At 41.8% G+C, this 25,040-nt stretch carries 25 protein-coding genes, 1 pseudogene and 1 riboswitch; of the genes and pseudogenes, 4 read left to right on the top strand and 22 right to left on the bottom strand.

Going from position 1 to position 25,040, the window contains the following annotated elements; all coding sequences use genetic code 11:
* Positions 1–163: 163 nt before the first annotated feature.
* The 14 genes from BN1067_RS18285 to BN1067_RS18350 form a co-directional block, all read right to left on the bottom strand.
* Positions 164–478: an STAS domain-containing protein gene (locus tag BN1067_RS18285; protein ID WP_053220236.1), complete on the bottom strand. Its 315-nt coding sequence runs from the start codon at positions 476–478 to the stop codon at positions 164–166.
* An 18-nt stretch (positions 479–496) separates the two neighbouring features.
* Positions 497–2,566, bottom strand: coding sequence for a FapA family protein (locus BN1067_RS18290; protein ID WP_053220237.1), 2,070 nt, complete (start codon positions 2,564–2,566; stop codon positions 497–499).
* Positions 2,567–2,577: 11 nt separating this feature from the next.
* Positions 2,578–3,315, bottom strand: a complete 738-nt coding sequence (locus BN1067_RS18295; RefSeq protein ID WP_110943633.1) for a PP2C family protein-serine/threonine phosphatase — start codon at positions 3,313–3,315, stop codon at positions 2,578–2,580.
* 94 nt (positions 3,316–3,409) lie between these two features.
* Positions 3,410–3,748 carry an STAS domain-containing protein gene (locus BN1067_RS18300; RefSeq protein WP_110943569.1) on the bottom strand — a complete coding sequence of 113 codons (339 nt, stop codon included), beginning with the start codon at positions 3,746–3,748 and terminating at the stop codon, positions 3,410–3,412.
* An 11-nt stretch (positions 3,749–3,759) separates the two neighbouring features.
* Positions 3,760–5,382: a methyl-accepting chemotaxis protein gene (locus BN1067_RS18305; RefSeq protein WP_053220239.1), complete on the bottom strand. Its 1,623-nt coding sequence runs from the start codon at positions 5,380–5,382 to the stop codon at positions 3,760–3,762.
* A 2-nt stretch (positions 5,383–5,384) separates the two neighbouring features.
* Positions 5,385–6,863, bottom strand: coding sequence for a class I adenylate-forming enzyme family protein (locus BN1067_RS18310; RefSeq protein WP_053220240.1), 1,479 nt, complete (start codon positions 6,861–6,863; stop codon positions 5,385–5,387).
* Position 6,864: 1 nt separating this feature from the next.
* A complete protein-coding gene (locus BN1067_RS18315) occupies positions 6,865–7,095 on the bottom strand; it encodes an acyl carrier protein (protein WP_053220241.1) in 231 nt (76 codons plus the stop codon).
* A 14-nt stretch (positions 7,096–7,109) separates the two neighbouring features.
* Positions 7,110–8,153 (bottom strand): alpha/beta hydrolase, encoded by a 1,044-nt coding sequence (locus BN1067_RS18320; protein ID WP_053220242.1) that lies wholly within the window; start codon positions 8,151–8,153, stop codon positions 7,110–7,112.
* Positions 8,143–9,063, bottom strand: a complete 921-nt coding sequence (locus BN1067_RS18325) for an ATP-binding protein (RefSeq protein ID WP_053220243.1) — start codon at positions 9,061–9,063, stop codon at positions 8,143–8,145. Before BN1067_RS18325 ends, BN1067_RS18320 begins: the two co-directional genes overlap by 11 nt.
* Positions 9,064–9,083: 20 nt before the next feature.
* Positions 9,084–9,797 (bottom strand): SDR family oxidoreductase, encoded by a 714-nt coding sequence (locus BN1067_RS18330; protein ID WP_053220244.1) that lies wholly within the window; start codon positions 9,795–9,797, stop codon positions 9,084–9,086.
* Complete coding sequence (locus tag BN1067_RS18335) at positions 9,790–10,620, bottom strand: 6-carboxytetrahydropterin synthase (RefSeq protein WP_053220245.1); 831 nt, start codon at positions 10,618–10,620, stop codon at positions 9,790–9,792. Before BN1067_RS18335 ends, BN1067_RS18330 begins: the two co-directional genes overlap by 8 nt.
* Positions 10,621–10,634: 14 nt before the next feature.
* Entirely contained in the window at positions 10,635–11,213 is a 579-nt protein-coding gene (gene folE, locus BN1067_RS18340; protein ID WP_053220246.1) for a GTP cyclohydrolase I FolE, read from the bottom strand.
* 181 nt (positions 11,214–11,394) lie between these two features.
* A riboswitch (cyclic di-GMP riboswitch) is annotated at positions 11,395–11,480 on the bottom strand.
* A gap of 253 nt (positions 11,481–11,733) precedes the next feature.
* The gene (locus BN1067_RS20540) at positions 11,734–13,869 is read right to left on the bottom strand and encodes a LuxR C-terminal-related transcriptional regulator (protein ID WP_053220247.1); all 2,136 of its coding nucleotides are present in this window, start codon (positions 13,867–13,869) and stop codon (positions 11,734–11,736) included.
* On the bottom strand, positions 13,854–14,108 hold the full coding sequence (locus tag BN1067_RS18350) for a hypothetical protein (protein ID WP_053220248.1): 255 nt from the start codon (positions 14,106–14,108) through the stop codon (positions 13,854–13,856). The genes BN1067_RS20540 and BN1067_RS18350 overlap by 16 nt, the downstream gene beginning before the upstream one ends.
* 502 nt (positions 14,109–14,610) lie before the next feature.
* Between BN1067_RS18350 and dacB the strand changes: the two genes are divergently transcribed.
* The gene (gene dacB, locus BN1067_RS18355; protein ID WP_053220249.1) at positions 14,611–16,134 is read left to right on the top strand and encodes a D-alanyl-D-alanine carboxypeptidase/D-alanyl-D-alanine endopeptidase; all 1,524 of its coding nucleotides are present in this window, start codon (positions 14,611–14,613) and stop codon (positions 16,132–16,134) included.
* Between the two features lie 632 nt (positions 16,135–16,766).
* On the opposite strand, the gene BN1067_RS18365 is transcribed toward dacB, so the two are convergent.
* From BN1067_RS18365 to BN1067_RS18395, 8 genes are all read right to left on the bottom strand, one after another.
* Positions 16,767–17,312, bottom strand: coding sequence for a Rossmann-fold NAD(P)-binding domain-containing protein (locus BN1067_RS18365; protein ID WP_053220251.1), 546 nt, complete (start codon positions 17,310–17,312; stop codon positions 16,767–16,769).
* Positions 17,313–17,315: 3 nt separating this feature from the next.
* Complete coding sequence (locus BN1067_RS18370; protein WP_110943572.1) at positions 17,316–18,572, bottom strand: MFS transporter; 1,257 nt, start codon at positions 18,570–18,572, stop codon at positions 17,316–17,318.
* Between the two features lie 85 nt (positions 18,573–18,657).
* Positions 18,658–19,212, bottom strand: coding sequence for a GNAT family N-acetyltransferase (locus BN1067_RS18375; RefSeq protein ID WP_110943573.1), 555 nt, complete (start codon positions 19,210–19,212; stop codon positions 18,658–18,660).
* A 221-nt stretch (positions 19,213–19,433) separates the two neighbouring features.
* Complete coding sequence (locus tag BN1067_RS20005; RefSeq protein WP_199868565.1) at positions 19,434–19,601, bottom strand: hypothetical protein; 168 nt, start codon at positions 19,599–19,601, stop codon at positions 19,434–19,436.
* A gap of 93 nt (positions 19,602–19,694) precedes the next feature.
* Complete coding sequence (locus BN1067_RS18380) at positions 19,695–20,444, bottom strand: GNAT family N-acetyltransferase (RefSeq protein ID WP_053220252.1); 750 nt, start codon at positions 20,442–20,444, stop codon at positions 19,695–19,697.
* 166 nt (positions 20,445–20,610) lie between these two features.
* A complete protein-coding gene (locus tag BN1067_RS18385; protein WP_053220253.1) occupies positions 20,611–21,471 on the bottom strand; it encodes an ROK family protein in 861 nt (286 codons plus the stop codon).
* 211 nt (positions 21,472–21,682) lie between these two features.
* The gene (locus tag BN1067_RS18390) at positions 21,683–22,081 is read right to left on the bottom strand and encodes a VOC family protein (RefSeq protein WP_053220254.1); all 399 of its coding nucleotides are present in this window, start codon (positions 22,079–22,081) and stop codon (positions 21,683–21,685) included.
* A 24-nt stretch (positions 22,082–22,105) separates the two neighbouring features.
* Positions 22,106–22,864, bottom strand: a complete 759-nt coding sequence (locus BN1067_RS18395) for a phosphosulfolactate synthase (protein ID WP_053220255.1) — start codon at positions 22,862–22,864, stop codon at positions 22,106–22,108.
* Between the two features lie 276 nt (positions 22,865–23,140).
* Here BN1067_RS18395 and BN1067_RS18400 point away from each other — a divergent pair, with 276 nt between their 5' ends.
* From BN1067_RS18400 to BN1067_RS18410, 3 genes and pseudogenes are all read left to right on the top strand, one after another.
* A complete protein-coding gene (locus tag BN1067_RS18400; protein ID WP_053220256.1) occupies positions 23,141–23,854 on the top strand; it encodes a phosphoadenylyl-sulfate reductase in 714 nt (237 codons plus the stop codon).
* A gap of 16 nt (positions 23,855–23,870) precedes the next feature.
* Positions 23,871–24,230, top strand: a pseudogene (locus BN1067_RS18405) (inorganic phosphate transporter); the annotation flags it as partial.
* Between the two features lie 96 nt (positions 24,231–24,326).
* On the top strand, positions 24,327–25,040 hold the full coding sequence (locus tag BN1067_RS18410) for a phosphoadenylyl-sulfate reductase (RefSeq protein ID WP_053220256.1): 714 nt from the start codon (positions 24,327–24,329) through the stop codon (positions 25,038–25,040).

Consider the following 25,040-nt stretch of genomic DNA (forward strand, 5'->3'; position numbering starts at 1 on the left):
AAGATGATCATACGACAATTTATAACGATAGTCAATTTTGTTCTCCGTCAAATGTGGTGGTGTGATTTTTCACTCCGCTTTTGTTTGAAATACTCCCCAAAAAACAAAAGAAGCCGGTTAGCTACAGAATAGCTTTCGGCTTCCACTTGTCTGAGAGGAATGGTTAAACAAATACTTCTTCACCCAGGATTTCTGGCAACTGTAGTAAATTGAAGACTTCCAGGACATCATCTTTAATGTCCGTAACAGTAACTGTTATTTCGTTTTCCTTCAATTTATTGACTAAGTTTATTAGTAGTCCCATGCCTGAAGAATCCACAAATGGAACATGGGCGAAACTTAACTTGACATTGGTAAATTCCAACAAAAACGGAGCTAACTCCTCTTCAATCAATTCCGTCCCTTCAATGTCTAAATCACCTGTCAATAAAACATCAAGATGGTTTTCTACTGTCTCCGTCGTTTCATAAGTAAGCATTAGTCATCTCCCTACTACTTATTCGAATATAATTTGATTGTTTTCATCCAATCTGGCAATGATATGTTGTTTATCTTCTTCTATCGTACGCGTGACATTCCCTATTTTAATTATCGTATTTACGTACCCTTTTGTTAAGGAAACCTTTTGATCTTTTGGCACCGATATAATCGTTTTTGTCCCACTGTTTGTGCCGGCTTCATAAATGTTGGCGCCTAACCTGCCATAAAGTTCGCCGCCGCGTACCACTCCCGTAACCTTCAAATGACCACCCGCATGGACTTTTGTGTTAATACAACCTTTTCCGATTATCTGAATGTCTCCACTGCTGTACAGGCTGCTGTTTATCGCTTCAACTATCGTAATGTATGCCTCTGGTTCAATGGGTGTTTTGCTTAATTCAGCCAATTCCTCCATTTGCTGAGACAAGCGAGTTAACCGATCCAGGGTCGTGACTTGATTGGAAAGAGTTAAAAATATTTGTTTAATTGATACTGCAATCTGCAACCATCCTTCGTGATCTAGATAGTCGCGTCCCTGCTGTACGACTTCTTGATAGTTTTTGGCTGAAGCAGCAAAGTTTTTAAACTTCTTTTCTAATAGAATGGTGATTAAGGGCTGTAGACCCGTTACCGAAAAGTCGCTTGATTTAAATGCGGGAGATTGCATTAACTGCCGGATAACCATAATCATTTTTTCCAAGTCTATTTGCATATTCTCAAGCAGATGCCCCAATTCAACTGTCAACATATTATTTTTTCCTGCAGCTAGTTCTGAATTGATTACATTTCCCTTTACAGCTATTGATTGAGAAGTTGTTAAACGGGACGTGCTGACGGATTTATAGACAAAAATATCCCCACCAGCTTCAACTTCCATGTTTTCTTCTATTTCTCCCCAAACATCCACATCTCCAGTAAAACGAATATTTCCGGTAGAAAGGTTCACGTTCTCTTTGTGAATAAGCTTTTGGACAATTTCCGCTTTAACGAGCTGGCCTCTTTGGGTAAGAGACGGCCGCCCGGATTCCAACGCGACAAGCTTGTTATCAACCTGCACCATTCCTTTTCCAGCATTTATTTTGACTGGATAGGTCTGCTTTGCCGGCAACGGTTCATTTGTTACTTTTGTTCCCGGGACCCCTGGAATCGGTGGATGGATGATGGCAACTACTTTCCCTTTATCGACCGTAGGAATTAGATGAGATTCTCGGAAATCAACTTTCCCCGCTTCATCCTCCACCAGGCCATTTTTAGTTGTTAATTCTACTTTCGCTTCTATCCATCCATTTTTACCCGCTTCTGCCGGTTTTCCGGCAGCGATTTCGAATTTTCCTGGTTCCAGTTCGGAGGTAGCACGCACGATTTCCGTATGATTGATACCAAACGTAACCCGCAGTTCTTCCAACTTGGCTAGAACCTTTTCATACGTTAAGTTGTTCACTGCCTCTTTTGTTTCTTCAATGGTCAGGGTAATATGGTTATCAGGTTCCACGTCTTTGATCGTGCGGATAATTTTCCATCCTGGTTCGACTTCTAAGAATACATGTAAACCCTCTGGGTCTAGATACATTTTCCAATCAGTCGATTTTACTGATTCCGATTCCACTTTTAGCACCATTTTATCTTTTTGACTTACAATCGTAGACTTCTCGTTAACAAGAGAATCATTCTTGTAAAAGGCAATATCATCATCAATTGTGACAGTAGGATAATACGCTTCCGTATCTCTTACAAACAATTGCTGCTCTTTGACCCAGGCTTTTCCTTCCAACTCGGCTTGATGGTGTTCCGGTTGCTTTTCTATTTGCCTGGTGTTGTCATTCTTTGGGTATAAAGGAATATTATTCATCTCATCCAATAACGATTCGAATCCTGGACCCTGGGTGTCTGAAATCTTCACAGATTCACCGCTCGCTTTGGCAAGCGATAATCTTACGACAGCTTCTTTCCTGCCAATACCCACAAAGCCTTTCGTTTCTTGTTGAATGACTTCAATGTCTACTTCCTGCTTGTTAACTTCCATTAGTTTTAAGCCTAAATGGATAGCCTCTTCGACATTTTTTCCTTTGGAAACAATGTTTTGCATCAATGGACCTCCTAAGTATGTAGTAAAGGAGAAGTGTAGCTGGTTATATTAGTAGTACTGCCGGTTGTCTTCAGTAATACCATGGTAATATCATCTCGCTGGGGCAACCCTTCCGTAAATGACTCCATTTCTTCTACAATAGCCGCTTCCACCTCTTTAACATCATACGAGTGGTGTTTCAGCAATGTCTTCTTCAATCGTTCAAGCTGGTACATTTCGCCGTCTTTGTTACGTGCTTCTGTTATACCGTCCGTATAGAAAAAAACCAAGTCATCTTCCAATTGGACGGTATCATCCTTATAAACCGCTTCAGGCAACCCGCCAAGCATAACGCCCTTTGTCTCCGGCACTTCCACCAATTGGTTATTTGCTTTTACGATCACCGGAAAATTATGACCCGCACTGGAATAGGTCAATGTTTTAGTATGTGGATTCCAATCGGCGCACATGACCGTTACAAACGAACCAAGCGTCCGAAGATCGTCATACATGGCTTTATTCATGGCTGTCAACGTCTCACTAGGACCCTGTGTACTCTCTGCTGCACTACGAAATGCTCCTCGAGTTAGAATCATCAACATGGCTGCAGGAATACCTTTTCCCATTACATCTCCAATTACAATCCGCAAATTCCCATTCGGCAGCAGATAGAAATCGTAATAATCTCCGCCAATCAACCTTGCAGGTATGGAGATACCTGCAACTTCTCCTTTATCGACAGTAGGAGTTTGGGCGTTCAATAATTTCATTTGTATATTGCGTGCCTGCTTTATTTCTCGCTGCAACGTTTTAGTCCATTCGCCCTCCGATGACTTTGGCTCGTGCTTAACTGTTAAGTCGCGGCTAAACAAAAGAATCACGATCCTTTTCTAACAGGGATTCCATAATTGTGAAGACACCGATTGTGTCAAAAAGCTCCATTATCTCTTCACCCATTTTTATAAATTCTACTGTGAATTTTTTAGAATTAGCCGCATGTACCAAATTGATTATTGCTCCGATACCGGTAGAATCGATAAATTCCAATTTTTCAAAGTCTACTATTACCTTTGATACCTCGTATTCAATAGATTGTACTTCCTTTACAAATGGTTCCATTGTTGAAAAATCTAAAATGCCAAAGACGCGAAGCGTACAAACATTCCCTTTCATTTCCTTGGTTACTTTAACGGTTGCTTCCAAAGGAATACCTCCTATTCTTCCGTTTTTTGATTCTCTTCCAGTTGAAAGACTTTCAAGTTATCAAGCAGCTTTCTGGAAATGGCTGAAAGTGCGGCTGACTGTCCATGCAGCGATTTCAACAGGTCTGCTAAAGTAATGGTTATGTCTGTCGTAGAAGCTGCCCGGTCTTTGGATAATTGGCGGAAGTCATCCAGTCTGTCGAGTATTTCCCTTGCTTGAGGGGTGTCTATTGTTTGCAACACCTCTTTGACTTCGTTTAAGAAATCATCAACCTCTGTCATGGCCTCACGAGAAGTGGTTGTTGCTTCCATGGATATGGTATAGACCTTTTCTACAGAATTATCTGCTTCCGATTCCAGCATGTAGGAAAGCTTCTCGGTTTGCTTTGCCTGTTCTCTGGTTTCAGACAAAACCAGATTCAAAGAGCTAGCCATTTTGTTGGCACTGGTTGACAAACTTCCCAATTCACCTTGGTCATTTAGCGTGCTTTGCGCTGTGAAATCACCCTTTTCGAGCTGCCGGATTTGGGAGATGATTTTTTGGATGTTTCCATAAATTTTGTTAAAGAAACTCGTCGTCAGTAAGACCAATGCGATTAATGCAACGATACTGGCAAGAACAAATATTAACGACTGCTTATAAAAAGGAGCTTTCATTTCTCCATAATTCAAAGCCACATAAATAACTCGTCCATCCCCAACAGGAAAAAACGTTTTATAAATATCTTCTCCGTCGATCGTCTTCGTAAAGCTTTGTTCCTGCGGATTTTCCAGCATGTCGATTAACAGTTCTTCGTCTTGCTTGTCAACAAGAGCAAACGTACCATTTTCCACCTTTTCCAACGGTGGATAAACCTTTTCTGCTAACGATGGATCTGCGAAAACCGCTGGATTTAGAACTGCTATTTCTTCAGCATATTGATTGTTTGCCATAACCTCTTCAATCCAGGATTCTGGACCAACTTTCTCAACATATTGATGTACTTCTTCCGCTTCGATATATGGATTAATCAAGTAATCGGTGTCTGGCTGATGATAATAAGCATATTTAAAAAACATCGGGTCCTCATGGGAACCAGACTGGGTTGTGTACAGGACTGTCGTTCTATCTGTGATGTAGCTAACGGCTTGCTTCATCTCATCCAAAATTGTGCCTTCCATAAAACTGTCAAGTACCTGGTATCCCTGTGGATTCGCTTTATTCATGCTAAATCCTAATTCCTCTTGGTCTGTCGCCCGTACTCCGACAAGATCGTCTTCTATTTGCTGAAATAAGGTAATGCCTGATACGCCCAACTCTGCCTTAAGCTCCTCTAATTCTTCGGTGGTAATAGAAGAAACGGGCTTATTGTTTAATTGCTTTGCAATATACTTCGAGTAAGACTCCATTTTCAAATCAATTTGATGTTCGATTTCATTTGCTGCTAACTCGGTACCATCAATGCCATGCTGAATCGAGGCGGAGATCGATTCGGCTTCTTTGGCTACATTTTTTTCTGTGCTTTTATTTGCCATCACTAATTGAATGGTGCCGGAGATGGCTGCAACCAACACCATTAAAACTAAAATCCGTACAGTAAACTGCCTCTTTAGAGTGGTCGGCTGTTTGTTATTTTTAACCAGAGCATTGTTCATTATTATAGACTACCTCTTCCTGATGTCATTACTTCCTTGCTGTCAAATTGCTTTCTCAGAGTGGTCTTATCTACTTTACCTGAGATAGACGGAAGCTCATTTACTAGCTTCACTTGATCTGGTACTTTGTAGCCTGCAATTCTGCTGGCACAATGATTATATAATTGCTGAGCTTCTGTTCCACTCTCCGCCATAACAAAAGCGATGATTTGTTCCCCATAGACAGCATGGGGAGCTCCAATAACTGCTGCCTGGGCTACCTTACTGTGCTGTTCCAATATTTTTTCAATTTCACCCGGAATTACTTGTTGTCCAGCCTTCTTGATTAAATCTTTTTTCCTTCCAATTAAGACAACCTTACCTTCCTCGTTCAGCTCTGCAATGTCACCAGTATGGAACCAACCATCGTTTTCTAAAACTTCTTTTGTGATCTCCGGCTGTTGATAGTAATGGGTAAACAACGCAGGTGATTTTAATAACAATTCACGTTCGACAATCTTGAATTGGTAGACTTCATCTACCCCCCATTCTATATTGCCTCTTAAGTCACAGGTCATGATTCCTCCAGCTTCTGTGATCCCATATATACCGATGAACTTTGCCCGACTGATCAGGTCAAACTCCTTTATATCCCCTTCTTTAATCATCTCGCCAGCAAGGTAGCATTCTTCCAGCACCGTAAGAACCTCAGGCTGGATATGCTGGGCAATATTATATAAACCACGCAATAGAGATGGGGTGCCGACCATCTTGGTTACTGTAATCCGTTTCATCATGGCAGTGATTTTCGGTAAATCGAATGCGTCCGGAATGGCTACCCGATAACCGAACTTGATGGCACACAAAATACCGACCAAACCAAAAGCTACTGTTTGAGGAGGTAAATGTAGATACCTATCACCTGTCCGGCCATTGATCAATCTGGAAATGATCATAATATGGGTAAAAATAGCTTCCTGGGAAAGGACTACGCCTTTCGGTACTCCTGTACTTCCCGATGTAAATAGAATGAAGTGACGGGAAAAAGAATCGATAGCAGGAGATACTCCGCTAGATTGCCAGCTTGTCCATTCCAGACCGTCATTTGATTCATATATATTGCATGCTAAGTTACTTCCGCTCGTCCAACTTGATATCATTCCGGAAAAGTCTTTCCCCTGATGGTGTTTTATTGCAAAAATAATATGGGGTGACGCACTGTCCAATATTGCAGATAAATCGCCTTCTCTTAATTGTGTACTTAACGGAACTACTGTCCCACCCAATTTATTGACCGCAAACACCAAGGCAATATAAGCATCCGTATTTGGAACAAGCAAGGCGACTCGTTTTCCTGTCAAGTCAGCTTCTCCTGCCAGCATTTTTTCAAAATCTTGTTTTAATTGGTGAATATCCTCCACCTTGAAATCTTTATCAAATGTACTGATGACGGTTTTGTTATGATTTTCCTCGGCAAAACAAACTTGTTCTAATGTCGTCATATTAATCTCCTTTATTCATTAATGCGTATAGACGTGCAGGTGTAGAAAATTCACTTGAATCTGACAAAGTTTCAAGCTGAAAGTCCGTTTGTTCTGCTAACTCAACCAGCAGGTTTACCATCTGAAGAGAGTCGATTCCTAAATCATCTCTGAACGAAGCATCAGGTGATATCCGTGCTACCGGAACATGTGAAATTTTTTCAATAAGCAGTTGAAATTGTGTAAAAGACATTTCAGCCCTCCTTTCTACATCGCAAACCAGGCTGCTGCTAGTTCACGGATTTCCGGAAGCTTTCTGTTACAACAATGGGCTTCCTCTTCATATTCGATCATTTTCTTTCCTTCGGGAAGTCGATCAAACAGTTCATACAAATCACTGTCGTTTACCATCGTATCTTCCTTCCCATGAAACAAATAGATTGGACTTGCATCCGACAAATCTTGCAAGTCTGGCAGCATCTGATTGCTCTCCGGTTCCATCATCGCTTTCATTCGATTGGTAAAATAGGATGGCAGCGCACCTTCACTTACAGCCGGACTAACTGCAACTGCTTTACGCACCAGTGGATGCTTACTGCCTGCAATAGACCAGTTCGCACCGGAACTCGTACCGAACAAATAGATTGGCAAATCAGGAAGTTCTCCATAAACAAACTCAATCGTATTATCTACAAATCTTTTCCAATTAGAGTTACTGGCTTGAATTCCAAAGCTTGCAAGTGTCTCCCCTTGTCCAGGGCCGTCAAAATGGACAGTAGCAAAGCCCAACTCCACAAAATGATTTTCGTAAGTAAATAACTCTTCCTTTGCTGAATCGGCCGGGTTGATGATGATTACCGTCCCTTTAGGATGACTCGGAATACGGATTCTCCCTTTAAAGACACCCTCTTCGGTTTGGATATTCCGCTTTTGACATTTATCTTTCCTGAGTGAATCCGCTTGGTCAAAAGCTGCCAGGGATTTTTTGTACCAGTTCGATTTCGTTTTGCTGTCCCCAGGAAAAATCCATTGAACCAAATCGAAATAAAGCCCGGAAAGTTGGTAGTGGTTGGCAGCTATCACCATTGATTCTTTTTCTTCAAACTCCTCGGCAGACTTGTAATGATAATCGGCATACCGGCAAAAATAATGAATCCAGTCTTCTTTATTATGGACTGCCTTGCTGAAAGCTTGGATAGCCTCCGTTTCAATCCCATGCGCTTGCCATCGATCCCAAAATCCGGTGAATAACCTGGCAGCAAAAATAGTCTTCTCTATCGTCTCTTCTTCTTTCACAGCATCAGGATTCATTCTTCTGCACTCCATCCCTTTGTAACTTCAAAACCAATGTAGAGCCTTTATCAGAGGTTTCCAGTAATATTTGATCTGCCATTTTCATCATTAACGTGAATCCTTGTCCTAAGGATTCCTTTGTCGAAAAACCGGGCATTAACGTCGTCTTTGGAAGAAGCTTTAACGGAAATCCCGGACCACTGTCCTCGATTACTACATGAAAAGCATCTTCCAGTTTATATAGAAACATTTTGCCTTTATCGGCATGTTTCAATATATTGGTAACAGCTTCTGAAATGATCAAATTGTAGCTCATAATTTTAGCTTTCTTCAAACCTTCACTCAGAAAGGATTCTTCCGCCAAATGCCTTGCTCTTGGTATATCGGCTTTCTCCACTACTGGTATTTCGCATAAAAGTTCGCCGTCTTTACAGCTCTCTACTTCCGCTTTTTTGATCAATAAAAATTTTCCTTGGGTGGATGCATAGATCACATCCCTGTAAACCTCCCAGCTCTCCGAGGAGACCAATCGGGGTGGGTTGCAGTGCTGTTCGACCTCGTTCAAGATTTTTGCTATTTTCTTCTTGTAGTCCTCTGGTAACGATAATTTCTTCAATTCTTCTTCAATGACAGCATTGCTCCGTACCCAATTCGCCCCCGAGCGTGCCAGTTTAAATAATTGACTTGTTTTATCTTGCAATTCTCTGTCAATATTTTCAGTAAAACTCAAATAAAATAAAGCATCCCTTTGCCTAGTATCTATCCCATTCATGGTAGCCAGCCTATATAGAATCCAGCCTGTCATGGTCTTTTGTTGCACCTCTGCAAAAGAGTCTAGCGAAGAAAGCTGAGGGAATACATCACCTTCGGACGGCTTTTTCCTATCATGTGATTCCTGGACAAAAAACTTTTTCAATAATCCTATCAACTTTCTTTCTCCCGCCTTTCTTACAAAATTCCGGCAGGAGGCATAATGGTTATTTCATCCACAACAGATTGAGGTGGTTGACACAATAACAGGACTAAATGTTCTGCAATTGATTCTACCGGTATCATCTTTGTTTTATCAGGTGTTTGTTCCATTCCATCCCAAAATGAGCTATCGACTGAACCAGGTAGTACACTGGTTGTATAAATGCCTTCTTGCCGTAATTCCGTTTGCAGCACTTTGGAAAGTCCCAGCACTCCGAATTTCGAAGCCGTATAACTTCCTCCACCCGCCAACGCTGTATTTCCGGCGATAGATACTAAATTGATCATCTGTCCCTGTCCGTTTTTTTTCATTTGCCTGCCAAAGTATTTACACATTAAATAAGTTCCACGCAGATTAACGGCAACCATCTCATCAAAGTCGGCTGTTTCAGAATCCAGTACATTTGCAAATTTTCCAGTACCAGCTGCGTTGATTAGTACATCCACTTTCCCAAAATAATCCGTGCTTTTTTCACAAAAGTCTTTTACCGATTCTTCCTTTGTGACATCGACCTGTAAATGGATTTGATTGTCTGATACAGACGGCTCTTTTGTTTCCGGTATGTTCCTTGAACCCAATGCTAATTTGACTCCATACCGTTGAAGTAACTCGGCCGTCGCTTTTCCTATTCCACGGCCTGCTCCCGTGATTGCCACAACCCTGTCTTCCAATCTGTGGGCATTATACATGTGCCTCCCCTCCAGTCGGTGCTACATACTCAAAGTAATTGTTTTCGGTTTCCCATAATCCTATTTTCGATAAGTTGGATATATAAGGGGAAAGCATTTGATAGATAACTTGAGTCATCACTTCCGAGGTAGGGTTCAATCCGTCAAACTCGGTTGTGTCTAAATTTAAATGCTTATGATCGAATTTCTTCAAGACCACGGATTCTACTATTTCATCCAGTACCGCAATATCTGTTACCATCCCTGTTACTGGATCGGGGATCCCCTGAACCGACACTTCCAAATAATAGTTATGGCCATGTCCATAAACGTTATTGCACTTTCCAAATAACTGTTTGTTTTCTGAATCTGTAAGTTTGTCGCTATGTAGACGATGAGCGGCACTAAAATGATATTTCCTTGTTAAACTGACCATGTCTCCCTCTCCCTTTTCTGAATAAAGCGTTGAATTCTCGTGCAAACGCAGTCTGTGTAACTCGCAATCTTGTAAAACCCGATTTATCTTATTCCACAAGAAGATGAGCAGGTTCTCCGTGGTAGGGATTTTCTCTCGAAAATAAATGTTTTCCTTATTCAAAAATTTCCCATCTAATTCTTCCTCCACTATACTGCCAACCACTTGTTTGATATCGGTCGTATTGACAACAATCCCTGTCCGGTCCTTCCAATCTCCCTTTACCATTACTTCCAACTGGTAATCATGCCCATGTCCATTCGGATTACTGCATAGCCCGAAAACCTGCTGATTTTTTTCCTCCGTCCAATGCTGGATACGGTAGCTATGCATAGCTGAAAACCGTAATTTTCGCGACAAATATACCATCTTACCTCCCCCCTTTAACCATTATTTATATTGTTGTAAAATTCATTAATCAGGTTGGTGTCTTTTCCGAAAGCACCCTTCTTGGCAGTCGTGACAGTTAAAGACCCTGTTTTCTTCACTCCGCGCGCGCACATACAAAGATGTCTGCCTTCAACACTGACCATGACTCCGAGAGGATCTAGTACATTGATAATGGAATCCGCGATTTGGTTTGTCATCCGCTCCTGAACTTGTGGTCTTTGCGCAACCAGCTCTACCAATCTTGCAAATTTGCTTAACCCGACAATTTTTCCCTGCGGCAAGTAGCCAATGTGTACTTTCCCAAAAAAAGGAATTAAATGATGCTCACAAAAGGTATAATACTCAATATCTTTGACCACGATCATTCCTTCATAACCTTCTGAATCAAAGGTAGTCGACAAGGCGATTCTAGGATCGACACCGACACCCGCAAACACTTCCCGGTACATGTTCGCCACACGGCGGGGTGTATCGATCAACCCTTCTCTGTCGGGATTCTCTCCTATTTCAAGTAAGATGCTTCTTATACTGCTTTCCAAAACGGTTTTCTCTTCTGTATTTATGACAGTCATCAATTTTCCTCCTAAATCGTAGAGGCAGGCGTTGTTCTTCAAAGATTTGCCCACCTCATAATTTTTCCAACTCTTTTTGGTATAAAAAAATAGCCGACCAAGTGACTGGTCGACTATCTGACGTAGAGCTCCTGCTTCCTTCAGCAAAACTTGTTGTGTCAAATAATATTTTTCCAATCCTTACGGCAGCCCGGCTGTCATAGTCCGAAGACCTTAGACCCGTATGCTTTGCGTCCCTACCTTTCAACAGGTTTGCCACTATCGCAGGTAAAAGTAACTAATCATAAACTACAAAATCTGTGATTAGTTTTTACATTCTTTTCTATTTAAGTTTAAAAAGATTCGCGCTTCTTTACTACTACCTGTATTTCCTATTTTTCACGGTTGCTCTAATAGGAAATACTTCCTCTTTTACAGAATGGTTGGTGAGTAGCCTGCGGGGATTGATCTACCTTCCTAGGAAATTTCATACTCACATGCAAAAAACCTACTCCAAGATAGGAATAGGTAATTTGTAGGGCTAGCTTTCGAATATGTTTTGGAAATTTACTGGATGAAGTTGATAGACTTTGGCGATAGCTTGCGAACGGTCACTGACATTCAATTTATTGAAAATGTTGGTTAAGTGGTTTTTCACCGTATGTTCACTAATATATAGTGAATGAGCGATTTCTTTGTTGCTTAATCCCTGTACCACCAATTCAAGCACTTCTTTTTCTCTTTTGGATAACTCCATGAAATTTTCCTTTAGCTCTACTGGCTTCTGCGGGGAAATGTCGATGGTTCCTTCATAAAGTGTCCGGCTATTACAAAATTGGCTGAACTGTTCTTTTATAGACGTTTTAACGGAAGGGATTTCATCAAGCTTCTTGAGTTTCTTGCCCCCCCGTATATAAGTCGAAACAAGAAACAGCAGCTGGCTGGCTTCACTAAAAACCTCTTTACCATTCGGCTGTTTTCCTTCTAAGATTCGTTGGTGTATGTTGAATTCCTCCACCAGTTTACAGACAGAACGATTCGATAACACTTCATTCAATATCGGTAGATCGATCCTTTTGATTTTGGCAGCAGATAGAACATTTGCTTTGTCCTCGGTGGAAAATTGGGTGAATAAATCTTCAAGCAATTCGATTTCCTCTTTTGTATTTTCATACTCTGTAGGATCAAACTGAGAAACAGACAGCGCTAAGGATTGAATGATTTTTTCTTCCGCCGGAGTCTGGCGATGATTTGCAATGATAGCGCCAGCTGCCTTTGTCAATTTGCAGAGGAATTCCTCTTTTATTGTATTCCTCTGGTTTTCGTTGATTCCAATTGCCAAACAGCCGATAATTTCTTTCCCATAGCATATTGGTATCCACAAATCTTCTCCACCATGTATGGTCATTTGGGATTGAAGTCTATAAGGAAAAACATCCCAACCGTCTGAATCGTTAAAATACTTATTAGCAATGTCGTTTCCGATGATTTTGACCTTCTGTGCATCCATTCCTCTGGATACAACAGTAGCCTGGCTCGAATTTTCCTCCGGTTTTAAAATGACAAAAGCATACGGTGTATTGGTCATGTTTATACTGATATCGAGTAATAGAAAAAGAACTCTGCGGATATCCTTCATATTAGACATTATTTGCATCGTATCCTCGAACATGGAAATGAGAAGCTTGTTTTGGTTTAGGTCCATCTCCAGTTTGTTACGGCTTAGTTTCAATGATAGGATTCCAGCCAATGCTTGACCGACCAGCATATACTCATTTGGCATCCGTGCGATGCTACAGCTTCCAGCAAATAAAATGCCTACCAGTTCTTTTTTATCAACAAGTGGAAATGCAAACAAACTAGTTGGATTAAGTTGATTAGCTATAAAGAATGTCGTCCGTGGATCTTCGGCTGTATTTTCCCACAGATGTCCAATCCCTGTTGCAGCTACTTTTCCAAGTAATCCCTCTCCATGAGAAAACTGTTTATGTAGCAGCAAAGGGGCGTGTTGCCCACAGAAGTGGGTAACTGTATAAAAGTCTTCCTGCATTTTTTCTGCAATACCAATAAATTCGATATTTTTGTCTTCCCTGATTATTTGGTTTAATAGCGCTTTCATCGAAAGCTCTCTCGATGAAAGCGTGGTTACAATATTGATCAACATGGACAGGGAAGAATCCTTCCCTTCCTCTCCATTTTCGAGTAGATATTGATTGCGAAGCAATTCAATCATCGATTTTACTCTTTCCATCAGCAGTGCTTTATTTTCCTCCGTAAGTTCCGGCAATTCTTCAATGGCTTGCTTTAATTCCCGAGAATAGTTTGGATATTTTCGTTGAAAATAACTTTGAATGATGCCTTTTGCCCCTTTATCTATTAGGAAACCGGACCAGATAAAGTATTTTGTATCCGGATCAATAAAAACAGGTGTCAATATCCCTTTAATTCCTGGCTCAAAGTCATAAATAATCGGACCACTGATCGCTTGATATTCCTCAGTTAATTGTTTTCTTTTTTCTACCAAATCCATTTTCTCGATGAGAAAATCTACGAGTTTACTCTTTCCGGAATAAGCCGTAATCTGTTGTCCTTCCCTATCAGAGATTACCGTTACCAAACCGAGCAGATTGGAAAATGCATCCTGTAAAAGCTGAATTGTTTTTATGCTTTTTCCCATGACAAATCAAACTCACTTACTAGTTTAGGTTGATTATAAAAATAGACGACCGAGTCCCCTTCTCGCTGAACATCCAGAATCTTCAAGGTAACAAGATGATTTAATATTTCAGCTAAATCTGGAGTATTTCTTTCCAATTTCCTGGACAGTCCTTCCACTGTCTCTAGAACATTCGGGTTGTTTTCAAAATACAGCGTCGTTTCCAGTTGTAACTGGAGCATCTTTTGATGAATGAGCATTGCTTTACCTCCTAAACAACCGAATGAACGGTCATTACTTTTCCTTATCTATAGATAGCGATAAACACACACAGACTTGGCTTCACAAGACTTACTACTGTTCGTCTAATACACTCCTTCTATTTTAATGAAAATTTTATAAACTGGATAGTTTTTTCTATTCATTCAAAGCAAATAAATCCCAGGTTTCGAATTTCCAGCTGGAAAAACAGCAGGGATAGGAAACAAAACAAGGGCCCATTCATTACGTTATATACTACAAATAGTTGTTTTCCCCATCTGCTCCCCAATAAACCGAAAACACCTTGTTAAATAGTATAGAAATCACTTCTTTTTCCTACACTTTTTAAATAGGATTCAATATGGCATTCCCCCCTGGAATACCCATCCCTGCTTTGACCCGACTAGGCATTTGGGTTCATTTTCCGTAAAAATTGCCATACTCAGCTTTAAATCCGTTATTATTTAAATATTCAAACAATTAGGAAGGGATGGAACACATTTGTCTATCATTAATAAGCGCATATTCGTACTGCTCCTATTTGCAATACTAATCTTTCTTCCCTTAAGCGGGCAAACTACCAACATGCAAATCACCGCCGCAGACGATTCTCCTCAAAGCAAAAACTCCGAGAGCAACACCTTAAAACAAAAATTGGACGCCATCTTGGCTGATGACAAACTTGCCGGTACTGTCACAGGAGTAAGTATTCGAAAAGCCGAAACAGGAGAGCTGATTTATTCGCAAAATGGAAACACTCGATTACGTCCTGCTTCCAACATGAAACTATTAACCAGTTCTGCAGCACTGGAAACACTGGGAGCCGATTACCAATTTTCTACTGAAGTGTGGACAGATGGGACCATAAAAGGCAACGTGCTGCACGGTAATCTTTATCTTAAAGGAAAAGGGGATCCAACGCTGCTGGAGGAAGACCTGCAACAATTTGCTGCAGCATTGCAAAAACAAGGCATTCAAAATATCAAAGGCAACCTGGTCGGAGATGACACTTGGTATGACAACGTCCGTTTATCGGAAGATCTAAACTGGTCGGACGAACCTTTTTATACGGGGGCTCAAGTATCAGCTCTCACATTGTCGCCTGATACCGATTATGATGCTGGGACGGTCATTATCGAGGTCACCCCTTCTGACCAAATTGGGAAACCGGCAAAAGTCCGGATGATGCCGGAAAATGATTACATAACGATCAACAACAAGAGCAAGATGGTTGGCGAAGAGGAAGCAAAAGATATTTCCATCACCCGTCAGCACGGCAACAACGAAATCGTTATAGATGGCCAAATGCCGTTAAACGGATCAACTTCTAAATCTTGGTCTTCAGTTTGGGAGCCGACTGGTTATACACTGGATGTGTTTAAGCACTCGCTGGCTGAAGAGGGAATTACCTTCAGTGGTAAAACGGATATCACTTTCAGTCAGACACCAGAGCAAGCCCAGCTGCTTGCTCAGAAGAAATCAATGCCTTTACAAGAACTGTTGATTCCATTTATGAAATTAAGCAACAACGGACATGGTGAAATTTTGACGAAAGAAATGGGAAAAGTTGAATTTGGGGAAGGAAGCTGGGATAAAGGCCTTCAAGTGACCGAATCGGTTGCAGCCGAGTTAGGAATAGAAACAGATACCATACAACTCCGAGACGGATCCGGCATGTCTCATAAAACGTATCTCCCCGCCAATAGCCTGTCCCAATTGTTGTATCATGCACAAGAAAAAAGCTGGTTTCCGATCTTTGAGCAATCCCTCCCTATTGCCGGTATTTCCGACCGTTTAGTAGGAGGAACTCTTCGCTCACGGATGAAACAGAAACCAGCAAAAGGTAATGTCAAAGCAAAAACCGGATCCTTAAATAGCGTTTCAACCCTGTCCGGCTATGTAACTGCCAAAGATGGAGAAAAACTGATTTTTTCCATCCTGGTAAACAATTATCTAGGATCCAGCTCTGGAATCACCGCCATCGAAGATGAAATTGCCTCTATCCTTGCGAAGCACGAATTTTAAAAAAGCAATCAAGGGACTGGGACAAAAGTATCGTGACCAATACAAAATCCGAACGATTCCATTCGTTCGGATTTTTGGTTTAAAAAGCAAACCATTCTAACTGACACTTTTTAAAAAGAGCAACGCCCCACTCCGGCAAGGCACTTCGCTTGCCAAGCTATAGCTGCATACCTTGCCTCCGTTGGTTGGAGATATTTTCTCTTTTGGCATGCTTTCCGTGTGGTCAATTACCGTGATGGGTTTTACGCGGAGCCATTTAGAAAAACGGATTACTTCTTTTTCCTTTTTATGCCGTTGGTCCGCCCTTTCAATTTTCAATGAATAAATGTCCTCAATATGCTGATTTTTCGTCTTCGACTCCCTATCAACCATTAAAAGAATACGGTTCTATTCATCTTGTTTTAATCATTAGAAAATCAGACCCCGAAAACGTAGTGAAGGAAAGATACGGAGACTCCAATGGGTACAGCACGAGCTGAGCATCCCGCCAGTAAGCGGTTGGTGCTTTCTGAGGAAGTTGAAGCCGTGCCCGTGGAAAGCGTAGTATCTTGCCGTAGGGATACGAAGCACACATCAAACAACAAAATAGAAGAAAGTCTATTTACGAATGATTTTAACGAAGTGATGTCCCCTTATTGCGGTCGCTTATCATAGGGGTGGATCGTCCCAACAACAACAGTATCCTCCTCTTTCTCGATACTTTTCCTGACGCCGTCAGTAATTTCATCATGCGTCAACCATCTCGCTTTATCTTTAGTTAAGACAAAACCTAAGTAAATCTGACGGTAACGACAAGCTGGAGGCAGTCTGATAGCTTCGTCCTCGAAATATCTTCTGCTCCCTTTGACATGGTACAACTGCCAACTGTCCATTTTTTCGGATATCAGCCTGCTGACCATTTCCACAGCTGGATAATAAGGCGACCAGCAGACTACTAATGTAATTGGTCCGTGTTCTTCGATTGCTTTTTTTAGTTTTGTCTCTAGTGTAGCCAATTCATAATAATCGACAACCAGCTTATTGATTCGATTCATGTCTTGCGCTTTTTTCTTTAGTCGATCAAGTTTCTTTTCACTACGGCCGATAACGGAAACGGTATCAAAATTGCTTGCCAGCCATGACGACACTTGTGCCAGCATACCTGTTCCGCCAATGACCAATGCATGTTTTTTCTCCATCGGTCAGCCTTCCTCCAATACTTTTTCTGTCTGGTCGTTTGTTTCAGATTCTTCAATAAAATACTTGTACCGGGACGGCTGATAAACGAGCACTGTCTTTATAAGGCTCAAGGCGACAATCAACAAAGAGGCAGCAATGATGCTGTAGCGTAAAGGTACAAGGTCCCCGGTGAAACCGATCAACAGAATAAAGATAACTTGCAAGAGACTTTGTAACGTTCCGTAAACACTAGTAATTCTTCCCATAATCGATAAAGGGACGTTATTCTGATAAAACGTCATAGTACCTGTAGAAGAAAAGGCGTTAAAAAATCCAAGAATGATAAAGCCAACAGCTACCGACCAAAAAGAAAAAGAGAAAGCATAAATAACGTAGCCAGCAGCCACCATTAAATAGCCGCTGGCAAGCAACATCCTAATCGATAGTTTCTTAGCAAGAATCGAGACAACGGCAGCACCGACGATAGAACCCGCTCCCGTAATGCTAATCAACAATCCAAATTCAGCTTCCGATAAACCGAGGACCTGCTGGGTAAAGACCACTTCCTGTGCATCCATTCCCAATGCGATAACCATAAACAACTGGGCAAACAAATAAATCGCGATCACGTATGCATGTGATTTGCTAAAATCGGTAACATGCTTCCAATCCTCTATGAGGAATGTCCAAGCAAAAGACTTTGGGGCATCCTCACTGGAGGTAAGGTTCGGGAGCAGGGTTAAAAGAAGTGCGGATAGAAAAAAAGACCCAGCATTAAGCCAAATGGCAATGCTCGCTGTCGTTATCATAAGTAAAACACCCGCTACTGCCGGGCCAACTAAAAAGGCTCCGGAAGTAACCAAACTTCGGAAAGAATTGAATTGTTTGCGCTGCTGCTTCGGTATCAGTCCAGTTATGTAGGAAATCGAAGTAGGTTCAAAAAAAGCCTTGGCAACAGATAGGAAAAATAAACAGCAATAGATGAGCCATAATGAGTTAACAAATGGAATGACAGTGACAAGCACTCCACGAAAAACGTCGGTTAGAATCATTAGTCTCCGCTTGTTGAGCCGATCGATGAGACTGCCGGACCAAAACTTTGTCAGAATCGAGGCAGCTGGCCCCATGATCCAAAGTCCGGCCACAGCAGCTGCAGAACCGGTCATTTGCAAGACCAGAATATTAATCGCTACTAAATAAATAAAATCACCAAAAGAGGATATCCCTACTCCAACCAACAAAATCCAAGCATGTTTTTTTGTTTTCTGAATCGCAATCACCTTCCTTCTCTGTCAGCCTGTTTTGTACCTCGCCCTGTCCAGTCGTGTCTGTACATAACAAGCTAACCAGCCCTTCCCAAAAAGCTTATTCGGCATTAAGATAATAGACTAAATTGTCTGTCCATTGATCAAATTCATAGATAAAGCCTTTTCTTGTACACTCATATTCCATCCCACAGCTAACAGCCAGACGAATGGATGGGTTATTATCCAAGTTAATATGGGCTTCTATCCTGTGATAACCAAGCTCTGTCAATGCCAGCTTTAGTGTAGCTTTGACGGCTTCTTTTCCGTAACCTTTCTGCCAAAATTGATTATGGATCGTATAACCGATTCTACCCCATTGAAAGGAACCTCGCTCATACGTGGAAAAGTCTATCATGCCGAGGTGTGCACCGTCCGATTTTCGGAAAACCCCAAAAATATAGGCATCATCCTCACTTGCCAATGCCTCGTGTTTCTCTACTAACCCGGCAAACCAATGTTCCGTACACTCAGTCATATCCATTTTCCCACTGTCATACCGATGCCTGGACGGGAATCTTGCTTCAAAAGCCGACAACCAGTTGTGGTAGTCCGGCTTTTCCAGCGGGCGAATGATTAATCGTTTTGTTTCTGTATTGATCGTAAAATTATTCAAAAAAGCAGCTCCTTTAAGATGTATGTAATTGAAAAAACTTCCAATGAGTGATAATGTTTAACTAACTTCACTCAATTGGCCAGTCTTCCGCCTAAACCCTTCCTGAAGCAAAGCAGCCCCCGCCAGGATGGAGAACGGGAGCATTTCCAGGCTTCCAATCAGAAGATAAAGCGATGACATGAAGACCTCTACCAATCTTCCATTCCATTCATAAATCCTACTTATTGTGGATCTGCAGATTTATCTTCGAAAAAAGCCAAAACAAAACGAATCAAAAATCCGACACCCAACCCGATAAAAATCCCTGCAGCCGGATTCTGAATCAGCATGCCAATTCCTAAGCCGATAAACAAACCTGCAGGTATAATATAATTACTGTTCTTGTTCAATTCGTCCTCCCCCTCTCTTAATAAAAAATATTCTTCTTTCTTCCATTTTCCACAAACATTCTCCCGCTAGATCCAAAGAAAAGTAGCCCCCTGTCATTCGTTCACAATGCGTCTGAAAACCTTGTTTTGCCTGAAGCGTTGACAGCCGTTTCTCTTCAAAATTTTTCGCATCGGAATATTGTTTACACTGGTACTCCCTATATATTCTTCAGCATGGAATTCATGTTTTAAAATTGCCAATGCTTGCATATGAACTTTCCGACTCTTTCCTTTGTTTCTATGAGCCGGTAGAAGGCCGAAATAAAACAATCGTCCTTCCTTTTCCGTACCGGGCTCTATATGGGGCATTAGTACGCCAATCGGCTCCTTCCCTTCAAAAGCGACAAGACAGGAATCCTGATAGGAACATCCAAGTTCGGCTCTTACACTGTTCATATGTTTATCGGTTGAAAAGTTGGAACTTGCATTCAAAGAACCGTGCATGGCCTGCTTCCATATGATTTGGAATTCTTCTTTTTTCATCTTATGCAAAGATTTTATAGCAAAAGCAGATGGAATATCCGGCAAATCGTCGAGGCTCCGGTAGTACATAATTACCTCATCCTGTAACTGAAAGCCGCCATCCCGCATACACCGCCCTAAATCTGCCGAAAGATTGCCTTCTGTCAAAATGGTCACGACTGGAATTTTCCTATACTCCGGGTGATCACTCAGAATTTTGACGATTCGCTTCATTTGTTCCTCCGTAAGGTTTCCCGTTTCTTCAATCGTTAAGTAATCATCGCCTTGAAGACATTTAACCTGGTTGAAAAGCGACTCATCATCTGTTATAACATTGCCCAAGAGATCCACTCCTCCCCCAATAACACCCCTTTAACAATTTCCTTAAAAGCTCCTGCAATGCGGAAAAGCTCCAAGTGCTATTGTGCGTCCATTAATTTGGGGATTTAGCAAAAAAGGTATTAACCTAACGATTACAACAGATTTTCCCATAACAAAACAACTTGTGTTACCCTTCTAATTCTGAAGCCAACAAAAGACAGCCGGTGATTCCGGCACGGTCTCCCAATCCAGGCGCAACAATATACTGCTCAAGTGGTGGAACAGCAACATACTCGTTGATCAATTGTGCAAAGGAAGTACGAATCAACGAGAGTAAATGCGCCTGTTTCATTACTCCTCCGCCAAGGATTATTTTGTCCGGCCTTAAAACCAACGTATAGTCAACCAGTGCCTGGGCCAGATAAAAGGCTCCCATTTTCCAGACAGGATCTGAGTTGGCAAGAGATTCTGCTTTTTTGCCGCTTCTATCTTCGATTGCCGTACCAGACGCCATTCCTTCCAGACAATGCTCATGGTAGGGGCAAGAACCACTGTAATCATCTTCACGATGAGAGCGAACAAATACATGACCCATTTCAGGATGGCCAAACCCCTCCAGGATCTTGCCGTTCACAACAGCGCCCCCTCCAATACCGGTTCCCACAGTTAAATAGATACAGCTTGCTTCATTCCTGGCACTTCCTTGTTTGAATTCCCCGAACGCTGCCGCATTCACATCGGTAGTCCAAGCTACCGGCACTTGCCAGCGTTTTTGGATGGGACCGATAAAATCAAAATACTTCCAGCCCGATTTCGGCGTACTCGTTATAAAACCGTATGTAGGGGATTGCTCGTTACTATCAATCGGTCCAAAAGATCCAATTCCCATCGACTGCAAGGAGTACTGATCAAAAAAAGCAAACACCTTTTGCAATGTTTCTTCGGGCTGTGTGGTTGGAATGGTGACCTGATCAACAACTTCCAATTGGCTGTTACTGACAGCGCAAACAAATTTCGTTCCGCCTGCTTCGATTGCTCCGAAATACATCTTTATTTCCTCCCGCCGTTCATTTATTAAAGTTGTTCGTTCATGGATTCAATCACATTTACCGTTTAGAATTCGATTCGATTATTTTCTTCCATCATATCATTGATTGTTGCGAATTGGCAGAATAGTCTATCTAAGAACACTTCTTCTAGCGTTCCGTTATTTCTTTGTGAAAATAACCCGGCTTTTCGTTCAGCCGGGTTATCCCTCGTTAATACACCATCGAGGGGTCGTGATAGTATTTGAACTCCAGTAGGTTGTTAGCGGGATCAACTAAAAAGAAAGTCATGTGTTCTTCTTGTTTTCCCTTGAAACGCACCATCGGGTCGGTAAAAAAAGGCAATTTTTCCGTAATTGCATATTCTAAAGCCTGATCATATTCCTCCCTGTCTAAAAAAGTGATGCCATAATGACGGGGATACATTTTTGGATTTTGGTCGATATTATCCGGGCTCAGATGGCAAACGACCTGATCACCAAAGAAGTCAAAGGTCACTCGGTCATCATACCTTCTTGCAAGCTTGCAGCCTAACTTTTCATAAAAGTCTACTGTCTCATCCAACTCTTTACACGGTATTGCTAAGTGAAACACTTTGTTTGTTTCTCTCATGATTTCCACCTCATCCTCTTTCTTTTATAAATGGAACGTATCGGAACGCAAACCCAACCGCAATGTTTCCAAGCCGATCACATCGTTTAAAGCCACATTCGCCAGGTTAACGTTTGAACCAATCTGTTTGATGAAGAAAGTTTGCAGTGATTTATTGGGAGCTTCAAATATGAGCCGCTCCATTGGTATTCCAGCTGCGACAATCTCATCGAAAATATCCGTGCGTATGCCGCCGTCCTCCCCGCAGATACCACCACTTCCACTCTCTCTTGCTTCCGTAATTACCTTGGCTGCCCCTGCTTCCATATCCTCATGTATATTTTCCAGCCAATCTTTAGATTGTTCGTTCAATGCCACGGAAGCATCTTTTGTGCCTACCTCGCTAAAAACAGAAAACTCCCTGGAAAATTCTCGTATATATTCCGCCTTTTGATGATTAGAAATCGTCAGCGTTCCATTGGAAATCTCCACATAGCTGCAACCGTACCCGCGGCAATAGGTATAATAGTCTTCTACTTTCCCCTGGCTTAAAAATTTTTCGAAAAGAGTGCCCCCAAAGAAAAAATCAATCCCGTTTCGCCCTAAATAGTCAATCTTTTCCTCGATATGCTTCGAAATCAGCGAAGTTCCCCAGCCGAATTTTACAAAGTCGATATAATCCCCAGAGCTGTCCACCACAGCATTAAGCAGCTGGAGGGGGGCACCATTGTCAATCACCACGGTAATGCCATTTTCCCTCGGTTTCCTTTCCCGTTCTGGTAAGCACAAATTTTCACCTTTCATATAACCGCACACCTCCCCCATCAGATTTCATAAACCGGACCAACTCTGACACCTGGTGTTTTCCTTGCAAAAATAGCTGCCCGCCGTAATACCGTTTATTACGGCAGCCTACACCAAGTATATTCGCCTAGGTGAAATCCGTTACAACCCAAGGAAATAGGCACACTTGCTTTAACACTCATTCGCCTATTTGAATACAAATACCTTAAGGCAAATACCCAGAACGCTGGAAGAAAAGCCAGTTGAACCATTTCATCAAAAAGTGGAGGGAGAACGATGGAAACAGATAAACTTACCTTTGAAACGTGGCAGGATCCCGAACAGCAAAAACTCAATCATCAGTTGAAAGATTTTATGGATGTCCTCAAATGGGCTTATCAAACCTATCAGGATCGTATCCTTTATGCCTGCAGCTTTGGCGCGGAGGGTGTTGTCCTGACTGACTTGATTTCAAAAGTAAATCCGGAAGCAAAAATAGTCTTCCTTGATACAGACTTGCATTTTTCCGAAACCTATTCCCTCATTGAAAAAGTTAAACAAAGATATCCAAAGCTCCAAATCATCATGGCAAAGCCTGCAAAGTCACTTGAACAGCAAGCTGCCGACCATGGCGAAAAATTGTGGGAACGAAATCCAAATCTATGCTGTCACATCCGCAAAATTGAACCATTACAACACCAACTTTCCGAAGTGGACGCCTGGATTTCCGGATTGAGACGGGAACAATCAGCATCCAGGGAAAAAGCAAAGTATATTAACAAGGACGAAAAATTCGGCAAGGTAAAAATCTGTCCTTTGATTCATTGGACGTGGGAGGATGTTTGGAACTATATCAAGCTTAACGGGTTACCGTACAATGAGCTCCACGACCAGAACTATCCGAGTATCGGCTGTGCGAAATGCACCATTCCGGCAACATCCAACGAAGATTCACGGTCAGGAAGATGGGCCAATTTTTCCAAAAAAGAGTGTGGGCTTCATCAAGTTTGACTTGATGCTGATATAAATGATGATGATACTTGCATTTATAATTGCCGGTTTCTTTGCCATGAATATTGGAGCCAGCGGAGCGGCAGCTGCCATGGGGATTGCTTATGGATCAGGTGCAATCAAAACCCGCAAATTGGCACTGTTTCTTTGTGCGGCCGGAGTATGTCTGGGGGCCGTTCTCGGAGGCAGTGAAGTAGTCAAAACGCTTGGAAGCGAAATCGTACCGGAAGACATCGTATCGGTTCCCATTGCATTAATTATTCTCAGTTCTGCCTCCGTAGCATTATTCATCGCCAATCTGAGTGGAATTCCATTATCTACGAGTGAAGTAACCGTGGGAGCAATTGTCGGTGTCGGAATCGCCTTTCAGGTACTTTANCGCCTATTTGAATACAAATACCTTAAGGCAAATACCCAGAACGCTGGAAGAAAAGCCAGTTGAACCATTTCATCAAAAAGTGGAGGGAGAACGATGGAAACAGATAAACTTACCTTTGAAACGTGGCAGGATCCCGAACAGCAAAAACTCAATCATCAGTTGAAAGATTTTATGGATGTCCTCAAATGGGCTTATCAAACCTATCAGGATCGTATCCTTTATGCCTGCAGCTTTGGCGCGGAGGGTGTTGTCCTGACTGACTTGATTTCAAAAGTAAATCCGGAAGCAAAAATAGTCTTCCTTGATACAGACTTGCATTTTTCCGAAACCTATTCCCTCATTGAAAAAGTTAAACAAAGATATCCAAAGCTCCAAATCATCATGGCAAAGCCTGCAAAGTCACTTGAACAGCAAGCTGCCGACCATGGCGAAAAATTGTGGGAACGAAATCCAAATCTATGCTGTCACATCCGCAAAATTGAACCATTACAACACCAACTTTCCGAAGTGGACGCCTGGATTTCCGGATTGAGACGGGAACAATCAGCATCCAGGGAAAAAGCAAAGTATATTAACAAGGACGAAAAATTCGGCAAGGTAAAAATCTGTCCTTTGATTCATTGGACGTGGGAGGATGTTTGGAACTATATCAAGCTTAACGGGTTACCGTACAATGAGCTCCACGACCAGAACTATCCGAGTATCGGCTGTGCGAAATGCACCATTCCGGCAACATCCAACGAAGATTCACGGTCAGGAAGATGGGCCAATTTTTCCAAAAAAGAGTGTGGGCTTCATCAAGTTTGA

The sequence above is a fragment of the Virgibacillus senegalensis genome (assembly GCF_000821245.2).
In the GTDB taxonomy this organism is placed as follows: Bacteria; Bacillota; Bacilli; order Bacillales; family Amphibacillaceae; genus Sediminibacillus; species Sediminibacillus senegalensis.

What these genes read in the sequence shown, in the direction of transcription:
- BN1067_RS18400 (WP_053220256.1), top strand. Translation starts at nt 23,141, where the DNA reads ATGGAAACAGATAAACTTACCTTTGAAACGTGGCAGGATCCCGAACAG.
- BN1067_RS18285 (WP_053220236.1), bottom strand. Translation starts at nt 478, where the DNA reads ATGCTTACTTATGAAACGACGGAGACAGTAGAAAACCATCTTGATGTT.
- BN1067_RS18295 (WP_110943633.1), bottom strand. Translation starts at nt 3,315, where the DNA reads ATGAAATTATTGAACGCCCAAACTCCTACTGTCGATAAAGGAGAAGTT.
- BN1067_RS18335 (WP_053220245.1), bottom strand. Translation starts at nt 10,620, where the DNA reads ATGGTATATTTGTCGCGAAAATTACGGTTTTCAGCTATGCATAGCTAC.
- BN1067_RS18385 (WP_053220253.1), bottom strand. Translation starts at nt 21,471, where the DNA reads ATGTATTTCGGAGCAATCGAAGCAGGCGGAACGAAATTTGTTTGCGCT.
- BN1067_RS18320 (WP_053220242.1), bottom strand. Translation starts at nt 8,153, where the DNA reads ATGAATCCTGATGCTGTGAAAGAAGAAGAGACGATAGAGAAGACTATT.
- BN1067_RS20540 (WP_053220247.1), bottom strand. Translation starts at nt 13,869, where the DNA reads ATGGGAAAAAGCATAAAAACAATTCAGCTTTTACAGGATGCATTTTCC.
- BN1067_RS18410 (WP_053220256.1), top strand. Translation starts at nt 24,327, where the DNA reads ATGGAAACAGATAAACTTACCTTTGAAACGTGGCAGGATCCCGAACAG.
- BN1067_RS18350 (WP_053220248.1), bottom strand. Translation starts at nt 14,108, where the DNA reads ATGCTCATTCATCAAAAGATGCTCCAGTTACAACTGGAAACGACGCTG.
- BN1067_RS18305 (WP_053220239.1), bottom strand. Translation starts at nt 5,382, where the DNA reads ATGAACAATGCTCTGGTTAAAAATAACAAACAGCCGACCACTCTAAAG.
- BN1067_RS18290 (WP_053220237.1), bottom strand. Translation starts at nt 2,566, where the DNA reads ATGCAAAACATTGTTTCCAAAGGAAAAAATGTCGAAGAGGCTATCCAT.
- BN1067_RS18310 (WP_053220240.1), bottom strand. Translation starts at nt 6,863, where the DNA reads ATGACGACATTAGAACAAGTTTGTTTTGCCGAGGAAAATCATAACAAA.
- BN1067_RS18330 (WP_053220244.1), bottom strand. Translation starts at nt 9,797, where the DNA reads ATGTATAATGCCCACAGATTGGAAGACAGGGTTGTGGCAATCACGGGA.
- folE (WP_053220246.1), bottom strand. Translation starts at nt 11,213, where the DNA reads ATGACTGTCATAAATACAGAAGAGAAAACCGTTTTGGAAAGCAGTATA.
- BN1067_RS18390 (WP_053220254.1), bottom strand. Translation starts at nt 22,081, where the DNA reads ATGAGAGAAACAAACAAAGTGTTTCACTTAGCAATACCGTGTAAAGAG.
- BN1067_RS18395 (WP_053220255.1), bottom strand. Translation starts at nt 22,864, where the DNA reads ATGAAAGGTGAAAATTTGTGCTTACCAGAACGGGAAAGGAAACCGAGG.
- BN1067_RS18315 (WP_053220241.1), bottom strand. Translation starts at nt 7,095, where the DNA reads ATGTCTTTTACACAATTTCAACTGCTTATTGAAAAAATTTCACATGTT.
- BN1067_RS18365 (WP_053220251.1), bottom strand. Translation starts at nt 17,312, where the DNA reads ATGGAGAAAAAACATGCATTGGTCATTGGCGGAACAGGTATGCTGGCA.